The sequence below is a fragment of the Actinomycetes bacterium genome, from assembly GCA_036000965.1.
Lineage (GTDB): Bacteria > Actinomycetota > CALGFH01 > CALGFH01 > CALGFH01 > DASYUT01.
In genome coordinates this window covers 1-13848 of the sequence record DASYUT010000142.1, presented here as the reverse complement: position 1 = coordinate 13848, position 13848 = coordinate 1, and the positions used below count along the sequence as shown (strand labels likewise).

Below are 13848 nucleotides of genomic sequence, written 5' to 3'. Positions count from 1 at the left end.
TTCCCCCACAACCCCACCACCGCCTGCGTCGACCTGGCCTTCATGCAGCGCATGGTCGACTTCGCCCGTGAGAACGAGGTGCTGCTGGTCCACGACAACGCCTACGCCGAGCTCGGCTTCGACGGGTTCCGGCCCCCGTCGGTCCTTGAGGCCGAGGGCGCCAAGGAGTGCGCGGTCGAGCTGTACTCGCTGACCAAGTCGTTCTCGATGGCCGGCTGGCGCACGGCGTTCCTGGTCGGCAACGCCGAGGTCGTGCAGGCGCTCGCCAAGCTCAAGTCCTACCTCGACTACGGGGCGTTCCAGCCGATCCAGATCGCCGCCACCGTGACCCTCAACGAGGACCCGGAGCACCCCGGCCGCGTGCAGGCCGTCTACCAGTCGCGCCGGGACACCCTCTGCGAGGGGCTGCGCCGCATCGGCTGGGAGGTCGCCCCGCCAAGAGGGACGATGTTCGTGTGGGCGCCGATCCCCGAGCCGTACCGTGAGCTGGGCTCCGTGGAGTTCGCGTCGACGCTGGTCAGGGAGGCCAAGGTGGCCACATCGCCCGGGGTCGGCTTCGGGCCCGGCGGTGACGGCCACGTCCGCTTCGCGCTCATCGAGAACGAGCAGCGCATCCAGCAGGCGGTCCGCAACCTCCGCCGCGCCCTGCCCAAGCTGGGCTGACCGCCGGCCGTGCCGCTACCGAGGCACTATCCTGGCAGTGGGCGGCATCCCGTGTCGCGGGCGCCCCGCCGCTGGGGGCGCACTATACTTCCCGGGTCCCGGGCCGCCCGGGGACGCGAGCGTTGAACGTCGACGCCGGCCCGCCGCGGGCCGGCACAGTCAGGAGAAAACATGCAGAGCGCGGCCGATGCCCGCGCCTCGGCGCAGTCGCGGATCCGCCTGGAGCTGCTGGCCAACCTGGTCCGCAAGGACCTGAAGGTCAAGTACAAGAACTCGACCCTCGGCTTCGTGTGGTCGATGGCGAACCCGCTGCTCTACCTGGCCGTGTTCTCGCTGGTGTTCCAGTTCTTCCTCAGGAGCGGCGTGCCCAGGTTCGCCGTCTACCTGATGTCGGGGCTGCTGGTCTGGAACTTCTTCAACACCGCCACGATGAGTGCGACCGGCGCGGTGGTCGACAGCGCCAACCTGGTCAAGAAGGTTCGCTTCCCCCGGGTGGTGCTGCCGCTCGCCTCGGTCGGCTTCGCCGGGGTGCACTTCGCGCTGCAGCTGCTCGTGCTGTTCGTGTTCCTGGTCCCGTTCCACCCGCGGACGTTCGGCCCCCAGCTGTGGCTGCTGCTGCCCGCGATCGGTGTGGCCGTGCTGTTCACCGTCGGCATGAGCCTGCTCGTGTCCGGCCTGAACGTGCGCTACCGCGACGTCGAGCACCTGCTCGAGATCGCGATGCTGGCCTGGTTCTGGATGACGCCGATCGTCTACTCCGTCGGCCTGGTGCAAAAGCACCTGGAAGCCAGGGGGCTGTTCTGGCTCTACATGGCCAACCCCATGACGAGCGTGATCACCGCCATGCAGCGGGCCATCTACCGCGACCCGGTCAAGGTCATCAACGGCGTGCCCACCCAGGTGCTGGCCGCCGACGGCTACGCCTTCTACCTCAAGTGGCTCGGCATCGCCGCGCTGGTGTCGCTGGGCCTGCTCGCGCTGGGGCTGTGGACCTTCCGGCGCCTGCAGGCCGACTTCGCGGAGGAGCTGTAGTGAGCGAGGCGGTGATCGGAGCCCAGGGAGTCTCCAAGAAGTTCCAGCTCCACCACATGCGGGCCACCAGCCTCAAGGAGCGCCTGCTGCTGGCCCGCAAGACGGTGTCGGAGGACTTCTGGGCCCTGCGCGACATCGACCTCGAGGTCGGGCGGGGCGAGACCGTCGGGCTGATCGGCCCGAACGGGTCGGGCAAGTCGACCCTGCTCAAGGTCCTGGCCGGCATCCTCGCCCCGACCACCGGGACCGTGGAGGTCCACGGGCGGGTCGCCTCGCTGCTCGAGCTCGGGGCCGGCTTCAGCGGCGAGCTGACCGGGCGCGAGAACATCTACCTCAACGCTTCGATCCTGGGCCTGTCCAAGCGCGAGATCGACCGCAACTTCGACGCGATCGTGGCCTTCTCGGAGCTGGAGCCGTTCATCGACAACCAGGTCAAGCACTACTCGTCGGGCATGTACGTGCGGCTCGGCTTCGCCGTCGCCGTCCACGTCGACCCCGACATCCTGCTCGTCGACGAGGTCCTCGCCGTGGGCGACGAGGCGTTCGCCAACAAGTGCCTGGCCCGGGTGGCCGAGTTCCAGCAGCAGGGCAAGACCATCCTGTTCGTCACCCACGGGCTCGACCTGATCGCCCAGATCTGCAACCGCGCCGTCGTGCTCAACCACGGCCGCATGCTCTACGAGGGCGACCCGGCCGAGGCGGTCGAGCGCCTGCGGGCGTTCATGGGCACGGCCGAGAACCAGGAGGACGGGCTGGTCGGCAGCGGCCTGCTCGAGATCGTCGACGCGCGCGTGCTCGACCCACGGACCGGCCAGCCGTCGCGGGACTTCCGGGTCGGCGACGAGCTGGTCCTGGAGGTCGACGTCAAGGGGCTGCCCGAGGCGCCTGCCGCCGGGGTCCGGCTCATGGTGACCGGCTGGGCCGACTACTGGATGTACCTGATGGAGACCCCGCCCGACCTGCTGCCGGCCGGGGGCTCGTCTCGCACCGTGCGCTTCCAGGTGCCGTCCCTGCCGAACATGCAGCGGGTGTTCTCGTTCTCGGTGGCGCTGCTCAAGGCGGGCACCAAGGACGTGCTCGACGCCCGCCGGTTCGGCGACCAGTTCCAGGTCCACGGGCCGGCCGAGGTGGGGCTCGCCAAGGTCGACTACACCTACGAGCTGCCGGCCGACCACACCTACGAGCTGCCGGCCGACCACACCCATGAGCTGCCGGCCGACGCGGAGGAGGGGGAGTGAGGAGCACCCGTCCCGCCGGCGGTGGCCCGCTGGTCACCGTCGTCGTCGTCAACTGGAACGGGGCCCACCTGCTGCCGCCCTGCCTGGATGCACTCGCCGCCCAGGACCTGCCGGCCGGGCAGGTGGCGGTCTGGGTGGTGGACAACGCCTCCCGCGACGGCTCGCGCGAGCTGCTCGCCCGCGACTTCCCGTGGGTCCGGGTGCTCGCCAACGGCCGCAACGACGGCTTCGCGGGCGGCAACAACGTCGCCTTGCGCGAGGTCGAGAGCCCGTACGTGGCCCTGCTCAACAACGACGCCCGGCCCGAGCCGGACTGGCTGCGCCGGCTCCTCGAGCCGTTCGGCGAGCCGGGGGGCGAGCGGCTCGGCGCGGCCACCTCCAAGATCGTGTTCCTGCCCCGCTTCCTCACCCTCCAGGTCGCCACCCCGGGCTTCGTGCCCGGGGGGCTCGACCCGCGCGAGCTCGGGGCACGCGTGTACCGGGTCACCGTGGACGGCGAGGACGTCACCGAGCACGTGCTCTGGGACCGGCTCGCCTACGGGCCGGAGGGGGAGGGCGAGGGCCGCTTCCGCTGGATCCGCCCGGCCGGCGAGCTGCTCGTGCCGCTCGGGCTCGACGGCCACGCGGGGCCCCGTGCCCTTCAGGCAGGCGGGCCTCGCACGCTCCAGGCGAGAGCGCCCGGCCCGGTGCACGTCGGCCTGCGCCTGGCCGCCGAGACCGCCAAGACCGTCGACCTCACCTGGTCCGGCGGGCGCGCGGGCGCGGGGCCGGCCGCCGGGCCGGAAGCCGGCGGTGCCGCCGTCAAGGCGGGGACCGAGGTGGCCGACGTCGAGGTCGTCGTGCCCGGGGGCGCCCCCCTGGCCGACGTGCTCAACAACGCCGGCGGGATCGTGTTCGCCGACGGCTACGGGGCCGACCGGGCCTACCAGGAGCTGGACCTCGGGCAGTACGAGCGGCCCGAGGAGGTCTTCAACTTCTGCGGCGCGGCCGTCTGCTTCCGCACCGAGGCGCTGCGCGAGGCCGGCTTCTTCGACGACGACTTCTTCCTCTACTACGAGGACACCGACCTGTCCTGGCGCCTGCGCGCACTCGGCTGGTCGATCCGCTACCAGCCCACGTCGGTGGTCCGCCACATCCACTCCGCCTCCTCCCAGGAGTGGTCGCCGCTGTTCACCTTCCACGTCGACCGCAACCGGCTGCTGATGCTGACCAAGAACGCGCGCGCCTCGCTCGCCCTGCGCGAGGTGCTGCGCTACCCGCTCACCACCGCCTCGCTGGCCCTGCGGTCGGTCGCCCACGCCCGCCACACCCGGCGGCGCCCGCCGGTCCGGCCCACGCTGCTCCGGCTCCGGGTCGGCGCCTCCTACCTGCGCCTGCTCCCGTCCATGCTCGCCCGGCGGCGCGCGCTGGCCCGCCGGGCCCGGGTCGGCCGGCGCCAGCTCGAGCGCTGGCTCGTCCCCCGGTGACGCAGCCGATGCGGGTCGGGCTGGACGCGACGCCGCTGCTCGGCCAGCGCACCGGGGTGGGCCAGTACGTCGCGGGGCTGGTCGAGGGCTTCGGGGAGCTGGCCGCGGCCGAGCCCGCCCGCTGCAGCGGGGGGGCTCCGGCCGTGCCCGAGGAGCTGGTGCTGGTCCCGTTCACCTGGCGGGGCACCCGCGACCTGCCCAGGGCGGCCCTCCCGCAACCGGCGGGCGCGGCCGGTGCCGAGGGCGGCCCGGCGGGCGCGGCTGGTGCCGAGGGCGGCCCGGCCGGGCCCGGGTCCGCTGTGGCCGGCGCCGACGGCGAACCGTCGGGGGCGGCTCCGGGCCCGGCCGGTTCGCGGCGGCTCCGGGTCCGCTGCGGGCGCCGCCGGGTGCCCGCCCGGCTGCTCGCCACCCTGTGGGCGCGCGTGCCCTGGCCGCCGGTGGAGTGGCTGGCCGGCCCGGTCGACGTGTTCCACGGGACCAACTTCGCCAGCCCGCCGGCGCGCCGGGCCGTCCCGGTCGTGACCGTCCACGACCTCACCTACCTCCGCTATCCGGAGATGGTGACGGCGGCCTCGGCCCGCTACCGGGAGCTGGTGCCCCGCGGCCTGGCCCGCGGCGCGGTGGTGTGCACCCCGACCGCGGCGGTGGCCGCCGAGGTCGCCGAGACCTACCGGGTCCCGGCCGACCGGGTCGTGGTGACCCCGCTCGGGGTCCGGCCCGCCTGGCGGTCGGCCCGCCCGCCGGAGCCGGGCTGGCTCGCCGCGCGCGGGCTGCCAGCGCGCTACCTGCTGTTCGTCGGCAGCCGGGAGCCCCGCAAGGGCCTCGACGTGCTGCTCGCCGCCTACCGGGAGCTGCTCGCCGACCAGCCGGGCGCCCCGCCGCTGGTGCTGGCCGGGCCGCCTGGGTGGGGGGCCGCCGTCGACCTGGCCGGACTGCCCGACGGCGCGCTGCACATGCCCGGCTACCTCCCCGAGGAGGAGCTGGCCAGCCTCACCGCAGGCGCGGCGGTCATGGTGCTCCCCTCCCGCTACGAGGGCTTCGGCCTGCCCCCGCTGCAGGCGCTGGCCTGCGGGACGCCGGTGGTCGCCTCCGACCTGCCCGCCCTGCGGGAGGTGCTCGGGGCCGACGCCGACCTCGTCCCCGCCGGCGACGCCGCCGCCCTGGCCGCCGCCCTCGCCGCGACCCTGAAGGACGACGGCGGCGACGCCGCCCGCGCCGCCCGCCGCGCCCGCGCGGCCGCGTTCACCTGGCCGGCGTGCGCGGCAGCCACCCTCGGCGCCTACCAGCGCGCCCAGGAGCTCCGGTGAGGCCGGCGGGCGGGGGCACCAGGGGGCTGGCGTGCGGGGCGTGCGCCGTGACGCGTGCGGGCGGACCCGGGGCCGTGCGCGCGGTGGGCGGGCGTCCGTGAGCGCCTCCCGGGCCGGCCTCGGCGTCGCGGTCGTGGCCGAGCAGCTCTTCGCGCCGGTGCCAGGGGGGGTTGGCCGCTACGTGCGGGCGCTGACCCGGCACCTGCCAGACGTGGCCAGGCGCGAGCGCGGGCGGGTGCGCTGGATCGTGGGGCGGCACCCGCCCCAGCGGCTGGTCGCGGCCGGGCTCGACCCGGAGGTCACCGTGGCGCTGCGGGTCCCCGGCCGGGTCGCGACCCGGACCTGGGTCGGCCTGCGCCGGCCCGCCCTGCCCGCGGGGCTGCTCGGGTCGGTCGACCTCGTCCACGCGACCAGCGCGGCGATCCCACCCACCGGCGGCCGGAGGCTGGTCGCGACCGTCCACGACCTCGCCTTCCGCCACTACCCGGAGGCGTACCCGGCCTCCGGCCGCCGCTTCCACGAGCGCGCGGCGGCGATCGCGGTGGCCGAGGCGGCCCAGATCCTGGTGCCCTCGGCGGCCACCGCCCGCGACCTCGCCGACCTCTACGGGCTGGAGCCCGGCCGGGTGACCGTCACCCCGCTGGGGGCTGAGCTGCCTGCGCACGACCCCGGGGCGGCCCGGCGCCTGCTCGCCGAGCTGGGCGTGGCCGGCCCGTACCTGCTCGCGGTGGGCACCCTCGAGCCGCGCAAGAACCTGCTCCGGCTGCTGGCCGCGTTCGCGTCCGCAGCCGACGAACTGCCCGACCACTACCTGGTCGTGGCCGGTCCGGTGGGGTGGGGGCCGGAGCTGCGGCCGACCTACGACTCGGTCCGGGTGAAGATGGCCGGGGCGGTCGACGACGCCGTGCTGCACGGCCTGTACGCCATGGCCGACGCCCTGGCCTACCCGAGCCTGTACGAAGGGTTCGGCCTGCCCGTGGTCGAGGCCATGCTCCACGGTACGCCGGTGCTGACCAGCGACCGGTCGAGCCTGCCCGAGGTGGCCGGGGACGCCGCCCTGCTGGTCGACCCGCTCGACGAAGGCGCCATCGCCAAGGGGCTCGTCCGCCTGGTCGACGACGCCGCCCTGCGGGCCCGGCTCGCCCGCGCCGGCCGGGCCCGGGCCGAGCGCTTCACCTGGCCGGCCACGGCCGCGGCCACCTGGGCCGCCTACCAGGAGGCGGCCCGGTGAGCCCGGCTCGCGCAGCAGGAGCCGTGCGCGCCAGCGGGGGAGCGCCGCTGAGCCCGGCAGGCGCAGCAGGAGCCGTGCGCGCGAGCGGGGAGCGCCGGTGAGCCCGGCGGCCTTGCGGGTCACGGTCGACGCCACCGCCGTGCCGGCCCGGCTCACCGGTGCCGGGGTCTACACCAGCCGCCTGCTCGCCGCGCTGGCCAAGCGGGGCGACCTCGACCTCGACGTGTTCGCCGCCCCAGGGTCGGCCGACCTGCTGGCCGCACCCGGGCTGCGGCTGCACGAGGTGGCGGCGGCCCGGTCCGGCCGGCCCGCGCGCATCGCCTGGTCCCGGCTGGCCGCCGGCCGGGCGGCCAGGGCGGCCGGGGCCCAGGTGCTGCACGGCGTCCACTACGAGCTGCCCCTTCGGGCCACGATGGCCTCGCGCGCCTCAGACGACCTCGCCCAGGTCGTGACCATCCACGACCTCACCCTGGTCACCCACGCCGAGTGGCACGAGCCGAGCAAGGTCTGGTACTTCCGCCGGGCCATGCGCCATGCGGTCGCCGTGGCCGAGCGGGTCCTGTGCGTCTCGGCCGCCACCGCCCGCGACGCCACCCGCCACCTCGGCGTCCCCCCCGAGCGGATCGACGTCACCCCGCTCGGCACCGACCTGACCCCGGCCCCCGAGGGGGCCGTCCAGGACCTGCGCACCCGCCTCGGCCTGCACGGCCCGTACCTGCTCGGGCTGGGCACGCTCGAGCCCCGCAAGGACCTGCCCACCCTGGTGCGCGCGTTCGCCTCGCTGGCCGGCGAGGTGCCGCACACGCTGGTGCTGGCCGGGCTGGCCGGGTGGGGCTCGGGCGCGCTGGCCGAGGCGGTCGAGACCAGCGGCGTGGCCGGCCGGGTCCTGCTGCCCGGCTACGTCCCAGAGGCGGACAAGGCGGCCCTGTTCACCGGCGCCGACCTGTTCGTCTACCCGAGCCGCTACGAGGGCTTCGGCCTGCCCGTGCTCGAGGCCATGGCCTGCGGCGCCCCCGTGGTCACCACCACCGGCGGGTCGCTGCCGGAGGTGGCCGGGGACGGGGCGCTGCTCGTCGACCCGGGCGAGCCCGACCTGCTCGCGGCCGCCATGACCCGGCTCCTGGGCGACCCGGCGGCCCGGGCTCGCCTGGTCAGGAAGGGCCGGGCCCGGGCCGCGGCCCAGACCTGGGAGCGCTGCGCGGCCCTGACCGCCGACGCCTACCGGCGGGCCGCCGCGGCGCGCGCCGACGCCCGCGAGCGCAGCCGGGCACCGTAGACTGCCGTGACCGGGCCGAACGGCCCGGTCCCCAAGCCGGGCCGAACGGCCCGGTCACGAAGCCGGGCCGAACGGCCCGGTCCCCGACCCCGTCCCAGGAGCGCCATCCGTGCAAGCCGTCATCCTCGCCGGGGGCTTCGGCACCCGCCTCCGCCCCCTGACCAGCACCCGGCCCAAGCCGCTGATCCCGTTCGCCAACGAGCCGTTCCTGCTGCACAACCTGCGGCAGCTCGGCGGGGCCGGGTTCACCGAGGTCGTCCTTTCCACGATGTACCTGCCGCAGGCGTTCGACGAGCTGATCCCGATGGCGCGCAAGTCCGGGATCGAGGTCGTGCTGTCCAGCGAGGACACCCCGATGGGCACGTCGGGCGCTGTGAAACGGCTCTCCCACCTGCTGGACGACACCTTCCTGGTGCTGAACGGCGACATCCTGGTCGACCTCGACTTCGGCCGCCTGGTCGCGCTGCACGCCGAGCGCAAGGCTGCGGCCACCCTTGCGCTGGTGCGCGTGCCCGACCCGAGCGCCTTCGGGCTCGTCCCGGTCGGCGCCGGCGACCGCGTGGAGGCCTTCCTCGAGAAGCCGGGCCCGGACGAGGACCGCTGGGTGACCGACCTCATCAACGCCGGCGTGTACGTGCTCGAGCCCGAGGTCCTCGAGCACGTGCCCGAAGGGCAGCCGTCGTCGTTCGAGCGCAACCTGTTCCCCAACCTGCTCGCGTCGGGCGCGCCCGTCTACGGCTTCGAGCTGCACGGCTACTGGAAGGACCTGGGCACCCCCATCGCCTACCTGCAAGCCCAGGCCGACCTGCTGGAAGGACGGCTGCACCTGCCCATCAACGTCCAGGAGCGGCGGCGCAACCAGTACGTCGCCGACGGGGCCAGCATCGGGGAGGGCGCCGTGCTCCGCGGCCCCGTCATGGTCGGCGTGGGCGCCTGCATCGAGGACGAGGCCCGGGTGTTCGGCCCCTCGGTCCTCGGCCCCGGCTCGGTGGTCGCCGGGGGCGCCCGCCTGGAGCGCTCGGTGCTGCTGGAGGGCGCCCGCCTGGAGCCGGGGGCCAAGGTCTCCGACTCCATCGTGGGCAGCGAGGTCGTGGTCGGCTCGGGCGCGGTCGTGAGCGACGGCACCATCCTCGGCGACCGGGTCGTCATCGAGGACGGCAACGTCCTCGCCGGCGGCCTCCGGGTCGCCCCCGGCGTCCACCTCGGCCCCGGCGCGATCCGGGTCTGACCCATCCCGGCGGGTGCGGAGGGGGCGGCTCCAGATGGAGCCGCCCCCTCCGTCGGACGGCCTGTGCATCGTCCCCCCCAGATCGCGATGCAAGGCCGGCCGTGACGCTAGCGCGCCACCCCTCCTGGTAGCGAGAGATTCATTCGCCTAGGAGAAGAAGTGCTAGGCTCAGCTCCTCCGCCGCCTCAGGAGCAAGCCGTGCCAGGCAAGGAGCAACGCCAAGAGCTGGGTGGGTTCCTCCGCGCCCGACGTGAGGCGCTGCGGCCCGAGGACGTCAGACTCCCTGAGGGAGTCAACCGCCGACGAACGCCTGGGCTGCGGCGCGACGAGGTCGCGCAGCTGGCTGGGATCAGCGTGAGCTGGTACACACGGCTTGAGCAGGGCAAGGACGTGCAGCTCTCCTCGAAGGCACTGGGCCGCGTCGCGAAGGCGCTGCAGCTCACTGCGGCGCAGCGAGAGTATGTCTTCACCTTGTCGCGTGGGGACACCTTGGGTGTCGAACCCGCACGCACGGAGACCGTCAGTTCCACGCTGCAGGATGTCCTCGACGCCCAGGGCGACAATCCTGGATACCTCATCGATGCTCGCCTCAACCTGCTGGCGTGGAACCACGCGGCGATCAATGTCTTCGGCATCTCTGACGATCTTGCTGCAGTGCCAGCGGAGGAGCGCAACCTCCTGTGGCTCATCTTCACGGATGACTCTCGTTATCTGCTGGTGGACTGGGAGCGTCATGCCAAGCTTCTGCTCGCACAATTCCGCGACGCCTCCCGCCACGTCGTCGACGACCCCTGGTTTGGTCAGTTCGTCGGGCGGCTCAAGGAGCGCAGTCCGGAGTTTGCCGAATGGTGGTCCCGTTACGACGTCGAGCGGGTGCAGGAGACCGAGAAAGTGGTCGACCACCCAGCCGTCGGCCACATCGCGCTGAAGCAGACGGTTCTCCAGGTCGTCGGTGACAGCCGCGCACTGTACCTCATCCTCTATACTCCCTCTCCTGGGACCGCCGCGGCCGAGAAACTCCAGAAGCTCGCCATAGACTCCAGTGGCAACCGCTAGACGTCCTTGCTCGGAGGTGTGCATTCCAGCCTGGATCCAGCTGTTAGCGGACACGCTATTTGGTGATACGGCGACGCTCACGGTGATCACCAAGCCAGACTCCGCTCGCAGCTCGCTGACCAGGCCCAACCGCGCCGGCGGATGGTTGCCTTCGTGTCGCGCTCGATCGTCGGTGGTGGTCAGGTTGTCGTCGCGCCGCGGCCGTGCTGCATCACCCGCCCCTGCGGCCGCGACGGCGGCGTGGACGGATAAGAACGCGCTGTCGCCGCGGCGGGCGCTGGGCGAGCCGGTTGACGAGTTCGGCGGCCGAGCGGTCGAGCCCGACCATCACTCGCTCCCCCGGTGGCGCCGCGCGGGTTGCCCCGGGTCGCCCGGCATGCCGCCCTCGGGTGGGAGCTCGCCCTCCCTTGGCGGGCGGGGAGCGGGTGGGGCGGGGCGGTCGTCGCCGGTCCCCGCGCGGAGCGCGTGTACGGTGCGGGTGGCGGTGAGCAGGCCAAACAGCCAGGCCGCGCCGAGCGCGAGCCCGCCGAGCACGTCGCTGAGCCAGTCCGCGCCCAGGTACAGCCGGGACAGCCCGACCAGCCCGGCGACCAGCACTGCGGCGGTCCACCAGGCGACCTTGCGGCTCCAGCGAGGGGTGCTCGCGGCGAGTAGCGCGGCGAGCATGCCGTAGGTCGCGGTGGCCTTGCTGGTGTGCCCGGACGGGAAGGCGTAGCCGGTCCAGTGGCCGATCGCCTGGGCGGTGGGCGGGCGGGGCCGGCGGGTCAGGTCCTTGATCGCTTCCGACAGCACCCAGGCGCCCAGGTAGGCGCCGGCCAGCAGGCCAAGCGGTCGCCACGTGCGCCGGCGCCACCACCAGGCCAGCCCAGCGACCAGGATCAGCCCGGTCAGCACGGCCGCGTTGCCCAGGTCGGTCACCCCACGCATCAGCGGGGTCAGCCACGCCTCCCGGTGGGCGACGAAGAAGCGCCAGACCGGCCCGTCGACGAGGGCGGCCTCGTCGCGGGCGAGGACGTCTTGGAGCACCGCACCGAACGCCCAGCCCGCCCCAGCGAGGCCAGCCGCCGTGATGGTGAGCGACAGGCCGAGCGCCCCCCCGGGGCGCAGCCGGCGGGCCAGGAACCCGAGCTGCCGCCGGTAGCGCACCCGTAGCCGTTTGACCCAGGGGCGGTCAAGCTGCCGGTCAACCAGCGCGCGCACCCGCTCGGGGTGGCGGGCGACCCAGCGGGCGGCTGCCACCAGCGCACCGACCGCGACGACGACGAGCAGCAGCAGCAGGCTGGCACGGCCGACGATCCGCTCGACCTGCCGGTAGGAGCCACCGGCCAGGTAGCCGAGCAGCACGAATCCGGGTGCCCAGATGACCCCGCCGGCCAGGTTCCACGGCAGGAAGGTCCGGTAGGGCATGCGGGACATGCCGGCCAGGGCGGGCACCAGCGCCCGCAACACGCCGACGAAGCGGCCGAGGAACACCGCCCGGCCACCCTTGGCGCGCAGGTAGGCCTCGGCCTTCGCCCAGCGCTCCTCGCCGACCTTACGGCCAAGGCGGCTGCGCTTGAGCGGCTCGCCGAACAGGCGGCCGATCTCGTAGCCGATGGAGTCGCCGACCACGGCGCCAGCCGCCCCTGCCGCCATCATCACCCCGAGGTGCACGCGCCCCTGGGAGGCGAGGAACCCCCCGAGCAGCATCGCGGTCTCCCCTGGGACGGCCAGCCCGACGAAGGCGGCCGACTCCGCCGCGGCAAGCAGCCCGAGCACGATGTAGGCCCACGGGCTGGCCAGCCGGGCGGCGGTGTCGAGCAGCCCGCTCATCGGCGCGCATCCCAAACGGTCCGCATCGGCAGTGCTCCTTGCTCCGGGGCCCCGCTGCCAGCCAGCTTGCCGTTACCGGCGGCTGGTTGGGCACTCAACACCGGCGAATCGTAACACCGGCTACAATCCACGGGCGTGCGTGGAAGGAGGCGCCATGCAGTGGACGGTGTTGCTCGTTCGGCTGCCGGCTGACCCGTCCCGCCACCGGGTCGCGGTCTGGCGGGAGCTGCGCCGCGTCGGCGCGCTCTCGCTCGGCCAGGGCGTCTGGGCCGTGCCGGCCACGCCCGCCTTCACCGGCGGGCTCGACCGGGCGGTGCAGCTGGCCGAGCGTGGCGACGGCGAGGTCGTGCTGCTGGACGCCGTCGGTCGCGACGAAGCCAACGCCGCCCGCCTGGAGGGGCTGTTCACCGCCGCCCGGGAGGCCGAGTGGACCGAGTTCGTCGCCGACTGCGGCAAGTACGAGGCCGAGCTGGACAAGGAGACCCGGATCGAGAAGTTCACCCTGGCTGAGCTCGACGAGGAGGAGCAGAGCCTCGAGCGGCTGCGCCGCTGGTACCGGGAGCTGAAGGTCCGCGACGTGTTCGGCGCCCCCTCCGCCGCCGAGGCCGAGCAGCGCCTGAAGCACTGCGCCGAGCGGCTCGAGGAGTACGCCGAGCGTGTCTACCAGGCCGCCCACCAGCCCTGACCCCGAACCTCGCCGACGCGGGGTCACCGACCGACGCGGGGTCACTGGCCCCGCGTCGGCGGGCCCACCGGTCGGAAACCCTGGCGGCCCGGCTCGACCCCGCGCGCCTGCGGGCCCTCGCCGACGGTCCCGGCGGCGGCTCGCCCGTCACCCCGAGCCGGCTGGCGCGTGCCGCCCAGCCCCGGTCCCGGCAGCTCGCCACGCTCGCGTTCGGGGAGGCGGTGCTGATCGGGTCGGCGCAGATCCTGGCGTTCTTCGCGGGCATCAGCCGCTCGGGGGTCACCATGGTGGCAGGGCTGCTCCGCGGCCTGGACCACGAGGACGCGGCCCGCTTCTCCTTCCTGCTCGCGACCCCGGTGATCCTGGCCGCCGGGGTCTACAAGCTGCCCGACCTACTCGGCCCCAACGGCGACGGCAGCCGCGGCCAGGTCCTGGCCGGCAGCCTGGTGGCTGCCGTGGCCGCGTATGCCTCGGTCCGCTTCCTGATCCGGTGGTTTGCGACCCGCACCCTCACCCCGTTCGCGATCTACTGCCTGGTCGCCGGCCTGGCGTGCGTGGTCCGGTTCGCCTGACCGGCGCCCTGACCCCGATGGCCCGCGCCGATCACCTTTCTCGCGCGTGGACGTAACACAAGCTACAATCGAATGTGTAACCTGGACGTCCAGGCACGTGCCGAGCGGCAGCGTTGCCGACGAGGAGGAGCGAGCGATGCGGCAGCCCACCACTCTGACCGGCCGCCTGCGCGAGGTGGCGGTCACGCGCGGCGAGGAGCTCCTCGCCGAGGTCCCCGCCACCCTGCGACGGCTGCGCCTGCTGCTCGTGGTGCTGGCGGTGAGCATGCCGGCCTTCCTGCT

Annotated in this window: 11 protein-coding genes and 1 pseudogene; 11 read left to right on the top strand and 1 reads right to left on the bottom strand. The window is 74.1% G+C overall.

The features are described 5' to 3' along the window. From VG276_12395 to VG276_12355, 9 genes are all read left to right on the top strand, one after another. Positions 1 to 663 (top strand): aminotransferase class I/II-fold pyridoxal phosphate-dependent enzyme (locus VG276_12395; GenBank protein HEV8650177.1); only part of this gene is annotated, 663 nt, incomplete at its 5' end. A 171-nt stretch (positions 664 to 834) separates the two neighbouring features. After that, on the top strand, positions 835 to 1695 hold the full coding sequence (locus tag VG276_12390) for an ABC transporter permease (GenBank protein ID HEV8650176.1): 861 nt from the start codon (positions 835 to 837) through the stop codon (positions 1693 to 1695). Further along, positions 1695 to 2933: a polysaccharide ABC transporter ATP-binding protein gene (locus VG276_12385; protein ID HEV8650175.1), complete on the top strand. Its 1239-nt coding sequence runs from the start codon at positions 1695 to 1697 to the stop codon at positions 2931 to 2933. Before VG276_12390 ends, VG276_12385 begins: the two co-directional genes overlap by 1 nt. Next, complete coding sequence (locus VG276_12380) at positions 2930 to 4399, top strand: glycosyltransferase (GenBank protein HEV8650174.1); 1470 nt, start codon at positions 2930 to 2932, stop codon at positions 4397 to 4399. The genes VG276_12385 and VG276_12380 overlap by 4 nt, the downstream gene beginning before the upstream one ends. 8 nt (positions 4400 to 4407) lie before the next feature. Further along, complete coding sequence (locus VG276_12375) at positions 4408 to 5706, top strand: glycosyltransferase family 1 protein (GenBank protein ID HEV8650173.1); 1299 nt, start codon at positions 4408 to 4410, stop codon at positions 5704 to 5706. 97 nt (positions 5707 to 5803) lie between these two features. Next, positions 5804 to 6937: a glycosyltransferase family 1 protein gene (locus VG276_12370; GenBank protein HEV8650172.1), complete on the top strand. Its 1134-nt coding sequence runs from the start codon at positions 5804 to 5806 to the stop codon at positions 6935 to 6937. A 97-nt stretch (positions 6938 to 7034) separates the two neighbouring features. Then, positions 7035 to 8213 carry a glycosyltransferase family 1 protein gene (locus tag VG276_12365; protein ID HEV8650171.1) on the top strand — a complete coding sequence of 393 codons (1179 nt, stop codon included), beginning with the start codon at positions 7035 to 7037 and terminating at the stop codon, positions 8211 to 8213. A 109-nt stretch (positions 8214 to 8322) separates the two neighbouring features. Continuing rightward, a complete protein-coding gene (locus VG276_12360) occupies positions 8323 to 9441 on the top strand; it encodes an NDP-sugar synthase (protein HEV8650170.1) in 1119 nt (372 codons plus the stop codon). Positions 9442 to 9639: 198 nt separating this feature from the next. Further along, positions 9640 to 10497, top strand: coding sequence for a helix-turn-helix transcriptional regulator (locus VG276_12355; GenBank protein ID HEV8650169.1), 858 nt, complete (start codon positions 9640 to 9642; stop codon positions 10495 to 10497). A 327-nt stretch (positions 10498 to 10824) separates the two neighbouring features. Here the strand turns inward: VG276_12355 and VG276_12350 are convergent, their stop codons facing one another. Next, positions 10825 to 12309, bottom strand: coding sequence for a bifunctional DedA family/phosphatase PAP2 family protein (locus VG276_12350; GenBank protein ID HEV8650168.1), 1485 nt, complete (start codon positions 12307 to 12309; stop codon positions 10825 to 10827). 154 nt (positions 12310 to 12463) lie between these two features. On the opposite strand from VG276_12350, the gene VG276_12345 reads away from it, so the two are divergent. After that, complete coding sequence (locus tag VG276_12345; GenBank protein HEV8650167.1) at positions 12464 to 12994, top strand: Chromate resistance protein ChrB; 531 nt, start codon at positions 12464 to 12466, stop codon at positions 12992 to 12994. A gap of 185 nt (positions 12995 to 13179) precedes the next feature. After that, positions 13180 to 13566: pseudogene (locus tag VG276_12340) on the top strand (undecaprenyl-diphosphate phosphatase). Positions 13567 to 13848: the final 282 nt, after the last annotated feature.

Coding starts and splice junctions, on each gene's coding strand:
- VG276_12390 (HEV8650176.1), top strand. CDS start 835: ATGCAGAGCGCGGCCGATGCCCGCGCCTCGGCGCAGTCGCGGATCCGC.
- VG276_12375 (HEV8650173.1), top strand. CDS start 4,408: ATGCGGGTCGGGCTGGACGCGACGCCGCTGCTCGGCCAGCGCACCGGG.
- VG276_12350 (HEV8650168.1), bottom strand. CDS start 12,309: ATGAGCGGGCTGCTCGACACCGCCGCCCGGCTGGCCAGCCCGTGGGCC.
- VG276_12345 (HEV8650167.1), top strand. CDS start 12,464: ATGCAGTGGACGGTGTTGCTCGTTCGGCTGCCGGCTGACCCGTCCCGC.